This window comes from Rhizobium sp. A37_96 (assembly GCF_053521765.1).
The window spans coordinates 666,833-684,749 of the sequence record NZ_JBNWDS010000002.1 but is presented as its reverse complement, the minus strand read 5'-3'; the positions used below and the strand labels follow the sequence as shown (position 1 = coordinate 684,749).

Below are 17,917 nucleotides of genomic sequence, written 5' to 3'. Positions count from 1 at the left end.
CTCCACTCGCGCTGGTAAGCATGCGCGCTTGATAAAGCATGCCCATCAGAATGAAAGGTAGGTTCACGATGACTGGGAAACTCTTCACTTCCGTTGCTGCGGGCGCAATCTTCGCCACGGCCTCCGTACTCTCGCCGATGGCCTTCGCGCAGGCGCAGCAGCCGTCGAACGGCGACAGCGGCAACGCGCCGCTCTCGCAATCCGCTCCGGCAACGCCGGGCGCTGCAAAGCCGGATAGCGCAACGCCGCAGAATAACGCGCAGGCTCCAGCCGCAACGACGGGCACGGAGCAGGCCGGTGGCTATCTGACCGCGCAGTCGGCGGACCAGATCAGCGCCAAGACCTATATGGGCCAGTCGGTCTATAACGGTCAGAACGAAAGCATCGGCAGCATCAGCGACCTGATCCTGCAGAAGCAGGGCGGTGTCGTCGCCGCAGTGATCGGCGTCGGCGGCTTCCTTGGCATAGGCCAGAAAAACGTCGCCGTTCCTTTCGACAAGATCACCGCCACCCAGAATGCTCAGGATGGCACGGTGAAGCTGACGGCCACCGAAACGGCCGAATCGCTGAAGGCAGCGCCGGAATTCAAGACGCTTTCGATGCAGGCCTCCGAGAAGGCGGCAAGCTCGGCCGGCAGCTCGACAATGCCTGGAACCGACAGCACGACCACGTCGTCGACCACCAACAAGTAAACACCGGTCGAACGAAATACGGAAACGGCGGCCTCCCCGGCCGCCGTTTTCTTTAACTGTCCTTCTTCAACTACGCGATTTCGCGTTCGTTGCCGGGCTCGAAATAGTGGGTTTGCAGGTAGCGAAGCGTCGCGGCGCCGTCCGCGGGCTTGCCGAAGTAATACCCCTGCCCCATCGCGCAACCCAGCGCCTTCAGCTTCGCCGCTTCGGCATGTTCCTCTATGCCTTCCGCAACGACACGCAGCTCCAGTCCTTCGCACATGGCAAGAACCGCCTTGATGATGTGCTCGGATGCCCGATCGGAATTCATGCGCGAGACGAAGGCCCGGTCGATCTTCACCTTGTCGAAGATGAATTCACGCAGTCGCCCGAGGCTCGACTGACCCGTGCCGAAATCGTCGAGAGAGATGCGGACACCCGCAGCGCGCAGGTCGGCGATGATGCGATGAGCTGTATCGGCCGAGCTCATGACGGCGGTTTCGGTGATTTCGAGCTCGAGACGATGCGGATCCAGGCCGACGCGCGTGAGGATGGCAAGGACGCTGCTGCTGGTGCCGGGATCCATCAATTGTGCCGAAGACAGATTGAAGGACAGGAAAAGCTCGCGCGGCCATGAAAGGGCGGCTTCCGCCGCCTTTCGCAGAAGCGTTTCGGAAAGCGCGTCGATGAAGCCGCGCTCCTCGGCAAGCGGCACGAAGACGGCCGGAGAGACGAAACCGAGATCCGGATCGTTCCAGCGAGCCAGTGCCTCGAAACCGAGAACCATGTTGTTGGCGAGCGAAACGATCGGCTGGAAATGCACGTCGATGGCATCGGAGATGATGGCATTGCGCAACGCCTGCTCCAGCTGCGTCGCGCGCTTCATCTCCTGCGCAATCTCCCTCGAATAGACGGTAATCTGGCCGCGACCGCGACGCTTGGAACGGTAAAGCGCGGTTTCCGCGTTCTTCAGGAGATCGTCGAACTCCTCGCCGGCGAACGGATGGATGGCGAAACCGAAGGAGGCGGAAAGGCGAACGTTGCGGTCGCCGAGATCGTAGGGCGCGGAAAGCACCTCGCGGATCATCTGCCCGAATTTTTCGGCGCCGACGCGTTCGAAAACCAGCGGCAGGACGAAGGCGAACTCGTCGCCGTCATGACGCGTCACCATCGCGCCGTCGGGGATGCAAGCCTTGAGGCGGTGGGCGACCTGGCAGAGAATCTCGTCGCCGGCCTCGACGCCGAACAGGTCGTTGATCGGCTTGAAGGCATCGAGGTTTACGATGCCGATGGTGAATGGCGCGGGATCGCTGGCGCGTTCCAGCGAAAGAGCGCGCGTGCGCTCGCGCATGCGATGCCGATTGCCCAATCCGGTGAGCGGATCGGTATAAGCTATTGCCTGCGGCTCTTGACCAACTGGCCCTGGCAGCATTTCAGCCGATTTCATATTCGGTTCCGACCTTTTCTCCACCCGGGAAAAGCATGACGTCTAAGTCTTAACAAACAATAGCAAGACGACAGTCATTCGAAGCCGGCGATAACTTACCATCGGAGCTGATATCGTTGTAACATTTATCTATTTTGTGCCTTCAAGGCGCTGCGCATATACTTCTGGAACACCGTCTCGATGATGTCGGGACTGACCGGTTTCAGGATGACGTCATCCATGCCGGCATCCACGCATTCCTTGCGATCCCGCTCGAAAGCCTGGGTCAGAACGCCAACGATCGGTATGTGCGACCCGCTTCCCTTCTCGGCACCGCGGATCAGCCTGGCAGCCTCGAAACCGTTCAGGCCCGGCAGTGAAATGTCCATCAGGATCAGCTCGGGACGATGCTCCTGCCACAGCCTTACGGCTTCGTCGCCACTCGCGGCGATCACGTAGCTGTATCCCAGCCCCTCGAGGATCTGCGAGAAGACGATCTGGTTGATGTCGTTGTCTTCGGCGACCAGGATCTGCGCACGGCGCTCGTCACCGTTCACGCGCCGCCATTCCGGCGCAAGTCCCGGCTCCATGAACTCGCCAAGCTCGCCGCGAATGTTGCGGTTGAAATGACGCGCGATCAGGAAGGCCAGCTCCGTGGCGAGCTGCGAGCCATCCAGCGACATGGCGGTCAGGTTCTGCCGTTCGGCGAGTTCTATGCCGCGTTTGCCGAGCTGGTTGTCGACGATGACGAGGTCGATCTTGACGCCATGCGCGCTCGCCAGGTCCAGAAACGCCGCTTCTTCGTTCTCGTTGTGAACCACACAGGCTTCGAAACCATATTTCTCGAGCGTCTTCAGGGCAGCGGTTTCGGCGGCAAAATCGGCCGTGACCACCAGCACCTTGCGGCCGCTGAAATTTTCCGGAACGAAGGTTTCCATGGCGGCCGGGCGGCGCGAGATGGTCTGCAGCGCGGCCACCGGAACATAGGCGCGGCGATAGGAGCGATCGCTGTTTTCCCTGATATTCGATGCAAGCGTGAATTCGTCGAAATCGGCACCGTCCTTCGGCAGGTCCTGCATGGTGCAGACCAGGAAATAACGGCCGGGTTTGCCGATGCGCTGCTTGCGGGTGACGATGTCGCGCTCGACGCCGTCGCGGGCGATCTGACGTTGCCGCGAGATCGACATTTCGCCCGTCTCGATCACATGCCGGTCGCTTTCGTGAAAGCGGTTGGCGAGATCGGTGGAGAAGAGATCGATGCTCTTGCGGCCCCGCACTTCGTCCGCCGCGGTCTGATATTTGTCGCAGAATGCCCTGTTGACGGCGACGTAGACCAGGTTCTGATCCTTGACGAAAACCGGGAACGGCAGGTTGTCGAGAATATCCTCGGTAAGCTGCACGCGCTCCATGTCGACGCGCCACTGCTCCTCGCGCTTCTTCACCTCGGAAACGTCGGATATGATGCAGAAGCCGATGCCGGACGACAGTCGCCGCTTGATGATCCGCACCCAGCGCTCGTCGCTGAAATGCTCGGTCGTCTCGTATCGTTCGCGCCAATGCGTGGCGATCCGCTGCGATATCCAGTCGTCGCGGTTGGCGGCGGTTTTGCTCGGGCTGCGCTGATAGCGGATGCCCGTATCGAAGACCGCGCCCAGGAAATCGCGCAGGCGGGTCGAGGGTTGCAGGAATTCCGGCTGGATCGGAAAGAAATTCAGAATCTGCCGGCTGGCGAACAGCAGCAGATCGTTCTTGTCATAAGCGAAAAAGGCGCTGGAGAGGCCATCGCAGAAAACGTCGAAGAGCATTGCCTGCAGATTGCCGCCGAAAGGCGCATCAGCGGTCATCATTGCCAAAGCTGCCTTGTCAATCTCGGCAGTCATTCGTCGGATTCCTACACTCAACCTATATTACAGCACGGCAAATCGACAGGGCGGCGTTCGCTCTAGGGTATAAATTTTGGAAATTGCATGCTGGCCTTGGACTTGAAGCAAATGGCACCTGGCTCATGGAAATGACGGCCACCAACCTGCCATCAAAGAGCCCTCAGCATGCACGAAACGCGCCACCTGCGGTCATTTCAAGTTTCTCTGTCCGCAACCTGTCATCTTTCCCTTAAACATTGATTAAATTTCTTAACAAAGCCTCGGCCGGAAACGGGTGGATGAAGACCGGGCCGCCGCCTTTCCTCTTCCCACACTGCCGCGAATCCACGACAATGGCGCCATGACCATCAAGCTACTCTCCGAAACACTGATCAACCAGATTGCCGCCGGCGAAGTTATCGAACGCCCGGCGAGCGCCGCCAAGGAGCTGATCGAAAACGCGCTGGACGCCGGCGCGACCCGTGTGGAGATCGCGACCGCAGGCGGCGGCAAGGCGCTGCTCAGGGTGACTGACAACGGCTCCGGCATGGAAGAAGCGGATCTCGAGCTTGCGGTCCGGCGCCATTGCACCTCGAAGATCTCCGAGACGCTGGAAGACATCCGCACCCTCGGCTTTCGCGGCGAGGCGCTGCCCTCCATCGGCTCCGTGGCAAAGCTTTCCATCGCAAGCCGAAGGGTAGGCGCAACGGGCGGCGCGGAGATCGCTGTTGCCGGCGGCAAGGTTCTGCATCTGCGGCCCGCGGCCGCCAATCCCGGCACGATCGTCGAGGTGCGCGACCTGTTCTTCGCGACACCGGCACGCCTGAAATTCCTGAAGACGGAAAGGGCGGAGGCGGCCGCGATCACCGAAGTCGTCAAGCGCATGGCGATCGCCTTTCCCCGCGTGCGCTTCGTGCTGTCGGGCAGCGACCGCTCGACGCTGGAGTTTCCCGCGACCGGCGACGACCATCTTGCCCGCATGGCGCAGGTGCTCGGCGCCGAATTCAAGGACAACGCCATCGCGCTCGACGCCGTGCGCGAGGATGTGAGCCTCACCGGCTTTGCCGGCGTGCCGACCTTCAATCGCGGCAACTCCGCCCATCAATATGCCTTCGTCAACGGCCGGCCGGTGCAGGACAAGCTGATCCTCTCGGCCATTCGCGGCGCCTATGCCGAGACCATTCCCGCCGGGCGCTACCCCGTCGCCGTGCTTTCGCTGAAGCTCGATCCCGCGTTGGTCGACGTCAATGTGCATCCCGCGAAATCCGACGTTCGCTTCCGCGATCCGGGGCTGGTTCGCGGCCTGATCGTCGGCGCGGTGCGCGAGGCGCTGGCGCGCGAAGGCGACCGTGCCGCAACGACCGGGGCGGATGGCATGCTGCGCGCCTTCACGGCCGGGAGGTCCGGCTTCCAGCCGGGTTGGCGCCCCTCGCCCGCGGCCGCTCCCTGGACGCCGGAAACGTCGCCGTCCCGCCCCTATGAAAGACAGTCTGCAGCGGCAGGCTATGGATTTGCCGAGAGGCCGCAGGCCGCCTTCGAGGGGCTTGTCATGCCCACCGCCCGCGCCGAGACAGCGCCACCTGTGGAGCCGGTGCGTGCCGAGGAACCGGCGAGGTTTCCGCTGGGTGCCGCCCGCGCGCAACTGCACGAGAACTATATCGTCGCCCAGACCGAGAACGGACTTGTGATCGTCGACCAGCACGCGGCACACGAGCGGCTGGTCTTCGAGGCCATGCGCAAGGCGCTGCATTCGAAGCGCCTGTCGTCGCAGGTGTTGCTCATTCCCGAGATCGTCGACCTGCCCGAGGAAGACTGCGACCGATTGATGGTATTTGCCGAAGAGCTTGGCGAGCTCGGGCTTGCCATCGAGCGTTTCGGCCCAGGCGCCATTGCCGTGCGGGAGACGCCGGCCATGCTCGGCGAGGTCGATGCGCAAGGACTGGTGCGGCAGCTGGCCGACGAGATCGCCGAGTGGGATACGGCCTCCGGGCTTGCCGCAAAACTGGAATATGTGGCCGCGACCATGGCCTGCCATGGCTCGGTGCGGTCCGGCCGGCGTTTGCGGCCGGAAGAGATGAATGCGCTTTTGCGCCAGATGGAGGCGACGCCCGGCTCCGGTCAGTGCAATCATGGCCGGCCGACCTATATAGAGCTGAAACTCTCGGACATCGAGCGGCTGTTCGGGCGCAGTTGAAACGACCGGGTTTATGGGACAATTGAGCGCTCCGCGCATTCCAGCCGCAAGCCGCTGCGCACTTTTCCCGGAAATCCTCTGGAAAAGTCCCGCCCGGCGCGGTATGGCAAACAGGTGATAGAGATCAAGGACGGCGTCAGATGAATCTTTTCGAAGGACATGGAAACCGCGAGGCGAAGATTCGCTATCTCGACGGCGATTTCCAGATCCTGATGCCGGGCTCCTACGTCGTCTGCGCCATGACCGGCAAGCACATTGCCCTCGATGAGCTGCGCTACTGGAGCGTTGCCCGGCAGGAGCCCTATGCCGACGTCATCACCTCGCTCGAGGCCGAGAAGCGCGCCGGCGCGCTTCCCAATCAGAAGCGCTGACGTCTCTCGCTGACCAAGCTGCCAGTATTTTAGACCGCCTTGCCGCTTTGCTTTTCCCGCAAGCGGCGGTCGCGCGCGGCTGCAACCGCCCTGTCGATGATCAATCCCGGCGCCTGTGGATCGTCGAAGACCATATCGATCTCGATCACCCTACAGCGCCGCAGCAATTCGTCGGCGCGGCCATGATGGCCGATCAGGCGCACATAGTCCTTCGATGTCGTGACGATCTCCAGACCTTCGCGCGACGCGATGTCGAGCATGTCGGAGACTTCGTCCTCGCCGGGATGTTCATGGTCTCCGAAGCTGCGGCGTATGGCGATATTCGCGCCGAGCGACTCGACCGTGCGGAAGAACTTGCCGGGATCGGCGATACCGGCGAAGGCAAGCACGCCGCGGCCGCGCAGATCTTCCTGGCCGCGCACTCTGACGCTCGCGGCAAAGAAGGGCTTTCCAGCCCTTGCCGCAAGGCGAACGACGCGATCGGCGGCGTTGCCCTCGCCCACCTTCAACAGAGCCGAGGCATAGAGAAGCTGCGTGCGCAGCGGCGCGCGCACCGGGCCGCCCGGAACGAGATGGCCGTTGCCGATGCCTCTGGTCGCATCGATCACCACCAGAGCGTAATCGATGGCAAGATGGGCGCTCTGGAAGCCGTCATCCATGATGATGAGATCGACGCCCTCACGCACGAGCCTTTCCGCACCTTCGGCACGGCGGCGGGCAATGACCGTCAGCGCCTCACGGGCGAGCAGCAGCGGCTCGTCGCCGACCGCCGTGGCGTGGTGATGCGCGGGATCGACGACCGTGGTCACATCGAGCGAGCCGCCATAGCCGCGGCTCAGAAAACCGGGCTTCAGCCCCTTCGCCTTCGCAGCCTGGGCAAGAGCCAGCGCCGTCGGCGTCTTGCCGGCACCGCCGACCGTAAAATTGCCGACGCAGATGACCGGCACCGGCACGGAGGCCCGCTTGCCACTCACCATTCGACGCCCGGCAACGCGGCCGTACAGGAAGGAAAAGGGTGAGAGCCCCCAGGCACGCCAATCCGGCTTTCGCCACCAGAAAGGTGGGGCTTCCGATACCATGCGTCTAATCCAGCCCTATGCTTGTGCCTGCAACAAGCCGGCAAGAAAGGCCAGATTGCGTGAAAAAGCAAGCCATTGCCAGGATCAGGCCGATTGCGCCACAGGCATGAGCAGGCTTTCCAGCTCCGTGATGTCGTTGAGGCAATAATCGGAGGCGGCCGTCAGCGTCTCGCGGGAGCCGGTGCCTGTCAGGACGCCGACGGTCAGGCCGACGCCGGCGTTACGCCCCATATGGAGGTCGTGATTGTTGTCGCCGACGACGGCGACCTGTGCGGGCGAAAGACCCGTCGCCGCATAGAAGCCGAGCACCATTCCGGGCTCCGGCTTGGTGCCGAAACCGCTGTCGTAACCGGCGATGTAATCGAGATAGTCGATGAAGCCGAAGCGGCGAGCCGTCTGCCGGATGGAGCGCTCGTTGTCGCTGGAAGCCACGCCCAGCTTGTAGCCCCGCTCGCGCAGGCGCTGGAAGAAGGCGGCAAGATCGGTGACGGGCGAGGAAAAGTCGGCCGCGTGCGCGAAGAGCGCATCGAGTTTTTCTACCAGCTCCGCGACATCCATTTTCGAGCCGGCGGCCACCAGTCCCTCGGAAATCTGTCTGGTATTGCCGGCGGCCAGCAGGCTGTCGGGCACGATATGGCCGGAGACCGGATCCATGCCGCATGCGGAGAGAAGATGATCGGCCAGAAGCGGATCGTCCTTGGCGGCGATCCTTGCAAGCTCGCGATTGACCGGCAGCCAGCTCTGGTCATAGTCGAGCAGCGTGCCGTCCTTGTCGAAAAGAATGCCCGCAATCGCTCCCAGCTTGACCGCCGTCATGCTCTTCCCTTCTTATCCATTCGCCATCGTCTTCGGCATCAGCCGCGCCTTCACCGAAAGCGGGTTGATGTAGGGCTCCAGCCCCTTGACCGTTGCGGCCAGGGCACCGCGCATTTCATGCACGGCAGCAAAGCCGGCATCTATCATGCCGCGCCGAGCCGTGTCGTTGGTCAGCAGATAGTGCACGCCGCGCGCCAGCATTTCCGTATCGCGCACCACGCGGGCGCTGCCACGGCGGGCGAGCAGCTGATAGGAATCGCGGAAGTTCTGGACGTGGCCGCCGGTCAGGATGGCGCAACCGAGCATCGCCGGCTCGAGCGGATTCTGGCCGCCTTCGTTGAACAGCGACTTACCCATGAAGGCGACTTCGGTCATCCGCAGGTAAAGCCCCATCTCGCCGATCGTATCGCCGAGGAAGACATCGACATCCGGCGAGAGGATATCGTTGCGGGTGCGCCGCGCCACTTTAAGACCCTGTTCGACAAGCATCGCCTCGATCGCGTCGCAGCGCTCGGGATGGCGCGGCACGATGATGGTGAGCTGGCCGTTGTGCTCCTTCAGCATCGAGTGAACGGACGCAGCCGCGCCCTCTTCGCCCTCGAACGTCGAGACCGCGGCCCAGGTCTTGCGGTTGCCGATCTGCTTCATATAGCTCGCAAGCGTCGGCGCATCGTAGGACGGCGCGTCCGTATCGACCTTGAGATTGCCCGATCTGATCACCTGCACCGCGCCGAGATCGCGGAAGCGTTCGGCATCGAGATCGGACTGGGCCACGACCAGCGCCAGATTTTCGAACAGCGCTTCGGCAAGCGAGGGATGCCGGCTCCAGCGGGCAAAGGAACGATCCGACATGCGGGCATTGACGAGGATTTGCGGAATGCGACGGCGCCCAAGCTCCAGGATGGTCGTCGGCCAGATCTCGGATTCGGCGAAGATAGCGCAATCGGGCTGCCAGTAGTCGAGGAAGCGCTTGATAGCGGGCTTGAGGTCGAGCGGCACGTATTGATGGATGACCTCTTCGCCGAGGCGCTGCTCCGCGACCTTGGCCGAGGTGATCGTACCCGTCGTCAGGATGACGTGAATGTCACGTCGGCGGATTTCACGGATCAGCGGAATGACTGCCGAGGTCTCGCCCACGCTTGCCGCATGAAACCAGACCAGTGGCCCCTGCGGGCGGTTGGCGCTCGCATAGCCGGAGCGCTCCAGTTTGCGGGAGCCGTCTTCTTTGCCCTTTGCCGCGCGAACGGCGAGATAAGGCCCGATGAAAGGATAGACGGCGATGCCGCCAAAACGATAGGCGCTCAAGGCAAGACGCGCCCTGAGGCTACTCATTTCGATCGCCTCCCATCCCAGCTGATCATCATCGATGCCAAATCCCGATTTGCAATCGGCCGCATAGACAGCCGAATTTTCGTTCTTATTGTGTCAAAGATACTGCTTCATGGCCGGATTTAAAGCGGTAACGCCTCACCGGATGGAGATATCAAATGCAAAGTTTGGTGCGAGGTGACCTCAGGATGCCGCCTTTTCCTGCGGATCGAGCAAGCGATGCAGGTGGACGATGAAATAACGCATATGAGCATTGTCGACTGTCTGCTGCGCCTTGGATTTCCACGCCGTCAGCGCGCTCGCATAGTCGGGATACATGCCGACGATATCGAGCTCATTGAGATTGCGGAACTGAACTTCTTCGAGGTTTTCCAATTCACCACCGAAGACTAGGTGCAGGAGCTGCTTTTGGCTGCTGGTATTCGTCATTTTCGTCTCTTTCTGCTGTCATCCCCCTCCGCTCTTCATCTGAGGGATTTTGACCAAAAGGTCAACCGTCTCGTCGGTGCGAGAGCTGGCGAAGAAATTCCGGCAATTGCGATGCCGATGCCCCGCAAAGTTCGCCATGGGATACCTCGGCACGATTGTAGCGCAGGGCATCGCCCGAAAGATCCACGAGCGCACCCCCGGCCCGCTCCAGAATGAGATCGGCCGCGGCCAGATCCCAGTCGTGGGAGTTGCGCTTGACAAGCGTTCCCTCCAGCCGGCCATCCGCCACCATGGCAAGGCGATAGGCAAGCGAGGGAACGTGCTTCACCCGCTCGACCGTCTTGCGGAAGTCCGGATCGAAGCCCTTGATCATATCCTCGCCGGTCGCCAGCCGGTGGACATCGTCGCCGACCCGATGGGAAACGCTGATCGGCTTGCCGTTCTTCAGGGCCTGCCCGCCGGCCGTCGCCACGAACAGCTCGTCCAGCGCCGGCGCGAACAGAACCCCCGCCACCGGCCGCCCGTCGGTGACGACGGCGACGCTCACGCACCACAGATCCGAGCCTGCGAGAAAGCCCCTGGTGCCGTCGATCGGATCGACGACGAAGACCGTCGCCTGCGACAGCCGCGCGGCGTCATCGTCCGTCTCCTCGGAAAGCCAGCCATAGTCCGGACGTGCCGAACGCAGGGTGGCGGCAAGACTTTCATTGGCGGCAAAATCGGCGGCGCTGACCGGGGACTGGCCGTTGTTCTTCCACCAGACCTCCGGCGATTGCCGGAAGAAACCGAGAGCGATCCTGCCCGCCTCGAGCGCGGCCTCGACAATCAGGTCCACATCGCTCAATCGGCCGGCCTTGTCGCTATCGATCATTCGCAGGTTCCAATCTCCGCTCGGCTTCAGCGGCCAGCCAGCGTCATGCCTTCGATCGCAAGCGTCGGAGCGGCGACGCCGAAATCGCGATCGATGTCGTTCGCCGGCGTCACGCGCATGAACATCTCCTTCAGATTGGAGGCAATGGTCACCTCCGACACGGGGAAGGTCAATTCGCCGTTCTCGATCCAGAAGCCGGTGGCGCCCCGGCTGTATTCGCCGGTAATCATGTTGACGCCCTGGCCGATCAGCTCGGTGACATAGAAGCCCGTGCCGACGTTGCGGATCAGCTCCTCCGGCGAAATGTCGCCCGGCTCCAGCGCCAGATTGGTCGACGTGGGCGATACCGTGGTGCCGCCGCGCGCGCCGCGGCCGTTGGTCTTCAGGCCGCCGCCGATCTCGCGGGCCGTCGACGTGGAAAGGAACCAGGACTTCAGCACGCCGTCCTCGATCATGACGAGCCGCTTGCCGGACACGCCCTCGCCGTCGAAGGGACGGGAGGAAGGGCCACGCACGATCAGCGGATCGTCTGTTATCGAAAGGCCTGATTTCAGCACCTGCTGGCCCATCTTGTCGCGCAGGAAGCTCGTCTTGCGGGCAACGGAAGCGCCGTTGATCGCCCCGGCGATGTGGCCGACGAAACCGCGCGCGACGCGCGGATCGAAAACGACGGTGACATTCTTGTCCGTGGGGACCTGACGCGGATTGACGCGCTTGACGACACGCTCACCGGCGCGGCGGCCGATCTCTTCGGCCGCGTCGAGATCGGCGAAATACAGGCGGCTGTCGAAATCATAGTCGCGCTCCATGCCGGTGCCTTCGCCGGCAATGACGCTGACGGAGCGCCCGAAGCGCGAGCCCTTGTAGTGGCCGGCAAAACCATGCGACGTGACGAGCACAAGACCGCCCATGCCGGCGGAAGCGCCCGCGCCGGAGGAATTGGTGACACCGGAAACGGCGAGCGCCGCAGCCTCGGTCGCTAGGGCCGCTTCGCGCAGCTGCTCCGAGGAAACCTCGGTCGGATCGAACAGTTCGAGATCGGGATAGCTCTTGGCCAGATCCGCCTCATCGGCAAGGCAGGCAAAGGGATCTTCCGGCGAAACCTTGGCCATCGCCACCGCGCGCTCGGCAAGAGCGTTCAGATCGAAGCCGGGATTGGCGGAGACGCTCGCCACGCGATTGCCGACGAAGACCCTCAAAGAGAAGTCGTCGCTCTCGGAGGATTCCGTGCCCTCGACCTTGCCGAGACGGACGCTGACGGATTGGGCTCTCGAGCGCACCACCACGGCATCGGCCGCATCCGCACCGGCTTTCCGGGCGAGATCGATCAATTGGCTGGCACGGGAAAGCAGAGTGGCGGAATCGATTTCTGAGGTCATGACTTGGCCTTTCCTTCGCGTTCCATTTATTGTGCACTACATAAAGCATCAAGGGCGGCAAAGCCGATTCTTGTTCTAATCCCTTCACGCATGGTTGTTTATCATGACCGCGCGCCGCAACACCGCCTGCCCCACGGAAAGAAACAGACGATGTCCGCCCCCAATACCCTTTTCACCGAAACCCTGCTGCTGCTCGGAGGCGCCGTCGTCACGGCGCCGATCTTCAAGAAACTGGGGCTCGGCACAGTGCTCGGTTATCTTGCCGCCGGCGTGGTGATCGGCCCCATACTTCACAGCATCGGCGACAGCGAGGCCGTGCTGGCCGTCGCCGAGCTCGGCGTGGTCTTCCTGCTGTTCATCATCGGCCTGGAATTGAAGCCGACCCGCCTCTGGCAGATGCGGCGCGATATTTTCGGCCTCGGCACGGCGCAGGTCGTCCTGAGCGGGCTTGCGCTGACGGTCGCAGCCTATCTTGGCGGCATTGCCGGCTGGAAGGGCAGCATCATCATCGGCTTCGGCCTGGCGCTTTCCTCGACCGCCTTTGCGATGCAGATCCTCGAGCAGCAGGGCGACGTCAACACGAAGTACGGCCAGCGCTCCTTCTCGATGCTGCTGCTGCAGGATCTCGCCATCGTGCCGCTGCTGGCGCTGATTACGGTCCTCGACGGAGCGAAGGAAACCGCCAATCCGCTGCCGAGCCTTGCGATCGCCGTCGGTGCGGTGGCGGCGATGATCATCGCCGGCCGCTATCTGCTGACGCCGCTGTTCCAGGTGATCGCACGCACCGGCGCGCGCGAAGCCATGATTGCCGCCGCCCTCTTCGTCGTCATGGGATCGGCGACGCTGATGCAGCTTGCCGGCCTCTCGATGGCGATGGGCGCCTTTCTTTCCGGCGTGATGCTGGCGGAATCCTCCTATCGTCACGAACTGGAAGCGGATATCGAGCCTTTCCGCGGCGTGCTGCTCGCCATTTTCTTCATCGCCGTCGGCCTGTCGCTGAAACTCGAGGTGATCCTCGACAACTGGGTCATGATCGTGCTCGCCGTCCCGGTGATGATGGTCATCAAGGCGATCGTGATCTATGCGCTTTGCCGCGTGTCGCGCTCATCGCACAATGATGCCGTCCGCATTGCGGGGCTTTTGCCGCAGGGCGGCGAATTCGGCTTCGTGCTCTTCAGCGCCGCCAGCGCCAGCGGCGGGCTGTTCTCCGCCAACACCGCATCGATGCTGATTGCCATCGTGACGCTGTCGATGGCGCTGACACCGCTCAGTTCCGCGCTTGCGAAGCGGCTGGTGAAGGGTGACACGCAGGAGGAGCTGGACGAGGATTTCGAGGGCGCCGGCTCCGACGTGCTGATGATCGGCTTTTCGCGTTTCGGCCAGATCGCCGCGCAGATCCTGCTCGCCAGCGGCCGCGACGTCACCGTCATCGACTTCTCCGCCGACCGCATCCGCCAGGCGTCGAGCTTCGGCTTCCGCATCTATTTCGGCGACGGAACCCGCAAGGACGTGCTGCGCTCCGCCGGCATCGATCGCGCCAAGATCGTCGTCGTCAGCACGCATCAGCGTGAGGTGACCGACAAGATCGTCGAGCTCGTGCAGACGGACTACCCGCATGCGCGCATCTTCGTGCGCTCGTACGACCGCATCCATTCGATCGACCTGCGCCGCAAGGGCGTGGACTACGAGCTGCGCGAGACGCTGGAATCCGGTCTGCTGTTCGGCCGCCGCACCTTGGAGGCGCTCGGTGTCGGCGAGGCGCAGGCCTACGAGATCGGCGAGGATATTCGCAAGCGCGACGAGCAGCGGCTGGTGCTGCAGGTGAGCGAAGGGCTGCAGGCCGGCACCGACATGCTCTATTCGCGACCGGTCAAGCCGGAACCGCTGGTCAAGCCGAAGCGATCGGCCGAGACCTACAGCGACGCCGACGATCTCGTTGCCCTGCCACAGGAAGAGCCCGAGCGGGTATGATCCCGATCGGTCCTACGGCCCGATGCGAAAGCCGCACGTCTGCTGTCCCGGGATTGTCTAGTTTCTTGCCGTGATGACGCGGTCGAGGGCGAATTTCAGCTCGTCCTTGACGCCGGCCGACATGGCGAGAATGTCGCGCGCCTTGAGGAAATCGAGCACGCCCGTGCGACCGACGGCCGGGCGCAGGAAGATCTGCGGCGCCTGCAGCCGCAGCTTGAGCGCGATGTTGGACTGCATGGTGAGCTGGCCGGCGCCGAACAGGCTCTCGATCCGGTTCGGAATGTGCCGGCCGTCGCCTTCCGGACCGCCGACGACATCGATGCCGATGATGACGTCGGCAAGCCCGGCAAGATGTTCGTAGGGAACCGGGTTCATGATGCCGCCGTCGATCATCACGCGATTTCCGAGCTTGACGGGCATGAAGACCGCAGGGATGGCGGCCGATGCGGCGAGCACCGGATAAAGCTCGCCCTTTTCGATCACGACCTCGGCCTGATCGTAGTAGTCGGTCGTCACCACTTTCAGCGGGATATGCAGGTCCGCGAAATTCTCCGGAATGGCCGGCGGCAGGAAGGTGCGCAGGATGCGTTCGAGGTTGAACTGGCCGAAGCGAATGCTGCGCATGCTGACGGGCCGCAAGCTCCAGATCTTGTTGAGGACGGCCGGGCGATTGCCGACTGTCGCGAGCGTATGGTCGCGAATTTCCGCGCCGCTCATGCCGCCTGCCATGGCCGCGCCCATGATCGAGCCGATCGATGCGCCCGCTATGGCGACCGGGCGGATGCCGAGTTCGTCCAACGCCTCGATGATGTGGATATGGGCGAGACCGCGTGCGCCGCCGCAGCCGAACGCCACCGCGACGCTCGGCATGCCGGAGGCGGCAAGCGGATAGTCGCTGCCGACGAAATCAGCATAGTCGCCCATATATATGCCTCTCCGTCCTCCGTCAGGCCGTCCGCGGCTGATAACGGAAGAAATGCATCTTGCTGTCGCCGAAGGTCCGTTCCTCCAGAAACAGGAAATCCGATGGTGCGGCAACCGTTACGTCGGCGCGCTCCTCGATGATCGCCAGGGCACCCGGCACCAGCCAGCCACCGGCAGCGGCGGCGGCAAACGCCTTCTCGCCCAAACCCTTGCCATAGGGCGGATCGGCGAAGAGAAAATCGAAAGGCTCGAGATTGCCGACGCTGCCGAGATCCGTCGCATCCCGCCGCAGCATGCGCGTACGGCCATGAAGGCCGAGCGCATCGATGTTTTCCCAGAGAAGACCCCTGCCCTCGACGCTGCTTTCCACGAAGAGCACATGACGGCAGCCGCGCGAGGCCGCCTCCAGCCCGACAGCGCCGGTGCCGGCAAACACGTCCATCATCCGGGTGCCGTCGATGGCTTCCGGATAGGCGTGGCTCAGGATGTTGAACAGGCTCTCGCGCGTGCGATCCGCCGTCGGACGAATATCGTTCGACTTCGGCGTTGCAAGCGAGCGACCGCGAAACTCACCGCCGACGATCCTCACCGCGCGTCAACCCCTGCCGCCCTTGGGGCCGCCCCTGCCCGGACCACCTCGGCCGGAACCACCGCGCGGACCGCCGGACGGGCGGCCTGCGCCGCCAGGCTTGCCACCGAAGCCACGCGAGCCGCCGGGCTTTCCACCCGGCTTGCCGCCGAAGGATTTGCCGCCGCCCGGCTTCTTGCCAAAGGGCTTGCCGGCCGGACGATCACCAAAGGAACGTTCGCCTTGCGGGCGATCGCCGAAGGGCCGGTCACCACGCGGCGGACGATCACCGAACGGGCGGTCGCCGCGGGGACGCTCCGAGCGCTGTTCGCCATCGAAAGATCTGGCGCGAGGACGCTCGTCCCCTTCGGCGCGGGGCCGGCGATCACCATAGGGACGATCGCCACGGGGCTTGTCATTGAAAGGCCTGTCGCCACGCGGCGGACGATCGCCGAACGGGCGATCGCCACGGGGACGTTCGGAACGGGCCTCGGCATCGAAAGACTTGGCGCGAGGGCGATCACCGCCCGCCGGCCGCGCACCGCGAGGCTTGTCGCCATAGGGACGATCACTGCGGGGCTTGTCGCCAAAAGGCCGGTCGCCGCGTGGAGGACGATCGCCGAACGGCCGGTCGCCACGGGGGCGATCGGAACGCTTGCGGTCGGACCCCTGGTCATCGCCGCGCGCCTTGCGCGGTGCTTCCTCGCTCGAACGGATCCATTCGCCATCCGCCTCGTCGACGCGATTGACGCGAACGCGGGGGCCTTCGTCAGCACGGTCGAAGCCGCCGCCGCGCTGCGGACGGTCGGTCTCGCCGCGCCTCGTGGCTGTCTTTGCGTTCTTGGCAGCCTTCAGTGCCGCCTTTTCCCCAAGCGGACGGGCGCCGGGCGCCATCCAGACATTGGCGTTGCGGCGCGCGCCGAGCGGCGGGCGCTTCGGCCGGTCATCCTCTTTGCGGCCACCTTCGCGGCGTCCCTCGTCACGACGATCGTCGCGCTTGGTGTCGAGACGGCTCAAGGCGCGCTCGCGCTTGTCCTCGGGGCGCTCGCGGTCGCGCCTCGGGCGCACTTCCTTAGCCACCTGAGCTGGTTTGGCATCCGCCTCTTCGGCGTCGGCAACGGCCGGGGCATTATAGAGCGGTGCATCGAAATTCGCCTTGGCATCTTCGACCAGGCGCGGGCCGAGCTGATCGCGCAGCGTGCGGCCGCGCACTTCCAGGACGTGACCTTCCGGCAGCTCTCCAAGCTGGAACGGGCCGTAGGAGATGCGGATCAGTCGATTGACCTCCAGGCCGAGCGCGCCGAGCACGTTCTTGATTTCGCGGTTCTTGCCCTCGCGCAGGCCCATGGTGATCCAGACGTTGGACCCTTGCGTGCGGTCGAGCGTCGCCTCGATCGAGCCGTAGAGCACGCCGTCGACGGCAATGCCTTCCTTCAGCTTGTCGAGCGCTTCCTGATCGATCTCGCCATGGGCGCGGACGCGATAGCGGCGCAGCCAGCCGGTCGTCGGCAGCTCCAGAACGCGTGCCAGGCCGCCGTCGTTGGTCAGCAGCAGCAAACCTTCGGTGTTGATGTCGAGACGGCCGATCGACATGACGCGCGGCAGCTCTTCCGGCAGATTGTCGAAAACGGTCGGGCGCCCTTCCGGATCGGCATTGGTGGTCACCAGGCCGGCCGGCTTGTGATAGAGCCACATGCGCGTACGCTCGATGCCGCGGATCGGCATGCCGTCGACTTCGATCTTGTCGGAAAGGGTCACGTTGACCACGGGCGTATCGAGCAGCACGCCGTTCAGCTTGACGCGGCCATCCATGATCATGCGCTCGATATCGCGGCGCGAAGCCACGCCGGCGCGCGCCATCACCTTGGAAATGCGCTCGGCCTTTCCATCCTCGACCGCGGATTCCCCCGCAGCTTTGACCGCCGCGGCCTTCGCAGGCTTGGCGTCATCGCGTTTCGTCGTCTGCTTGTCGCGAGCAAAGGGTTTAGACCCAGGCCGCGTGGGCTTGTCATTCATCGTCATTTGTT

The 17,917-nt window shown here is 63.5% G+C and carries 15 protein-coding genes; 4 read left to right on the top strand and 11 right to left on the bottom strand.

Features of this window, described 5'->3' with window-relative positions:
- The first annotated feature begins 68 nt into the window (after window positions 1-68).
- A complete protein-coding gene (locus tag ACQZ6J_RS09755; protein ID WP_163984561.1) occupies window positions 69-692 on the top strand; it encodes a PRC-barrel domain-containing protein in 624 nt (207 codons plus the stop codon).
- Window positions 693-762: 70 nt separating this feature from the next.
- Here ACQZ6J_RS09755 and ACQZ6J_RS09750 read toward each other — a convergent pair whose 3' ends face one another.
- Both ACQZ6J_RS09750 and ACQZ6J_RS09745 read right to left on the bottom strand, forming a co-directional pair.
- On the bottom strand, window positions 763-2,118 hold the full coding sequence (locus ACQZ6J_RS09750; RefSeq protein ID WP_163984562.1) for a putative bifunctional diguanylate cyclase/phosphodiesterase: 1,356 nt from the start codon (window positions 2,116-2,118) through the stop codon (window positions 763-765).
- Between the two features lie 125 nt (window positions 2,119-2,243).
- Complete coding sequence (locus ACQZ6J_RS09745) at window positions 2,244-3,977, bottom strand: response regulator (RefSeq protein ID WP_449083647.1); 1,734 nt, start codon at window positions 3,975-3,977, stop codon at window positions 2,244-2,246.
- Between the two features lie 343 nt (window positions 3,978-4,320).
- Here ACQZ6J_RS09745 and mutL point away from each other — a divergent pair, with 343 nt between their 5' ends.
- Together mutL and ACQZ6J_RS09735 are read left to right on the top strand one after the other, a co-directional pair.
- A complete protein-coding gene (gene mutL / locus ACQZ6J_RS09740) occupies window positions 4,321-6,153 on the top strand; it encodes a DNA mismatch repair endonuclease MutL (protein ID WP_449083645.1) in 1,833 nt (610 codons plus the stop codon).
- Between the two features lie 140 nt (window positions 6,154-6,293).
- Window positions 6,294-6,524 carry a DUF2093 domain-containing protein gene (locus tag ACQZ6J_RS09735; RefSeq protein WP_015338954.1) on the top strand — a complete coding sequence of 77 codons (231 nt, stop codon included), beginning with the start codon at window positions 6,294-6,296 and terminating at the stop codon, window positions 6,522-6,524.
- Between the two features lie 29 nt (window positions 6,525-6,553).
- On the opposite strand, the gene lpxK is transcribed toward ACQZ6J_RS09735, so the two are convergent.
- From lpxK to ACQZ6J_RS09705, 6 genes are all read right to left on the bottom strand, one after another.
- Window positions 6,554-7,603, bottom strand: coding sequence for a tetraacyldisaccharide 4'-kinase (gene lpxK, locus ACQZ6J_RS09730; protein WP_449083643.1), 1,050 nt, complete (start codon window positions 7,601-7,603; stop codon window positions 6,554-6,556).
- An 84-nt stretch (window positions 7,604-7,687) separates the two neighbouring features.
- Window positions 7,688-8,419 (bottom strand): HAD family hydrolase, encoded by a 732-nt coding sequence (locus ACQZ6J_RS09725; protein ID WP_163984566.1) that lies wholly within the window; start codon window positions 8,417-8,419, stop codon window positions 7,688-7,690.
- A 12-nt stretch (window positions 8,420-8,431) separates the two neighbouring features.
- Complete coding sequence (gene waaA, locus ACQZ6J_RS09720; RefSeq protein WP_163984567.1) at window positions 8,432-9,751, bottom strand: lipid IV(A) 3-deoxy-D-manno-octulosonic acid transferase; 1,320 nt, start codon at window positions 9,749-9,751, stop codon at window positions 8,432-8,434.
- A gap of 180 nt (window positions 9,752-9,931) precedes the next feature.
- On the bottom strand, window positions 9,932-10,177 hold the full coding sequence (locus ACQZ6J_RS09715) for a DUF4170 domain-containing protein (protein WP_163984568.1): 246 nt from the start codon (window positions 10,175-10,177) through the stop codon (window positions 9,932-9,934).
- Window positions 10,178-10,238: 61 nt separating this feature from the next.
- Window positions 10,239-11,048, bottom strand: coding sequence for a 3'(2'),5'-bisphosphate nucleotidase CysQ (locus ACQZ6J_RS09710; protein ID WP_163984569.1), 810 nt, complete (start codon window positions 11,046-11,048; stop codon window positions 10,239-10,241).
- Between the two features lie 26 nt (window positions 11,049-11,074).
- Window positions 11,075-12,427 (bottom strand): TldD/PmbA family protein, encoded by a 1,353-nt coding sequence (locus ACQZ6J_RS09705; RefSeq protein WP_163984570.1) that lies wholly within the window; start codon window positions 12,425-12,427, stop codon window positions 11,075-11,077.
- Between the two features lie 150 nt (window positions 12,428-12,577).
- On the opposite strand from ACQZ6J_RS09705, the gene ACQZ6J_RS09700 reads away from it, so the two are divergent.
- Window positions 12,578-14,398 carry a monovalent cation:proton antiporter-2 (CPA2) family protein gene (locus ACQZ6J_RS09700; RefSeq protein ID WP_163984571.1) on the top strand — a complete coding sequence of 607 codons (1,821 nt, stop codon included), beginning with the start codon at window positions 12,578-12,580 and terminating at the stop codon, window positions 14,396-14,398.
- Between the two features lie 57 nt (window positions 14,399-14,455).
- Here ACQZ6J_RS09700 and ACQZ6J_RS09695 read toward each other — a convergent pair whose 3' ends face one another.
- The 3 genes from ACQZ6J_RS09695 to ACQZ6J_RS09685 are packed head-to-tail and all read right to left on the bottom strand — an operon-like array spanning window position 14,456 to window position 17,912.
- Window positions 14,456-15,322, bottom strand: coding sequence for a patatin-like phospholipase family protein (locus ACQZ6J_RS09695; protein ID WP_163984572.1), 867 nt, complete (start codon window positions 15,320-15,322; stop codon window positions 14,456-14,458).
- Between the two features lie 22 nt (window positions 15,323-15,344).
- Entirely contained in the window at window positions 15,345-15,911 is a 567-nt protein-coding gene (gene rsmD / locus ACQZ6J_RS09690) for a 16S rRNA (guanine(966)-N(2))-methyltransferase RsmD (RefSeq protein WP_163984573.1), read from the bottom strand.
- A 6-nt stretch (window positions 15,912-15,917) separates the two neighbouring features.
- Window positions 15,918-17,912, bottom strand: coding sequence for a pseudouridine synthase (locus ACQZ6J_RS09685; RefSeq protein WP_449083639.1), 1,995 nt, complete (start codon window positions 17,910-17,912; stop codon window positions 15,918-15,920).
- Window positions 17,913-17,917: the final 5 nt, after the last annotated feature.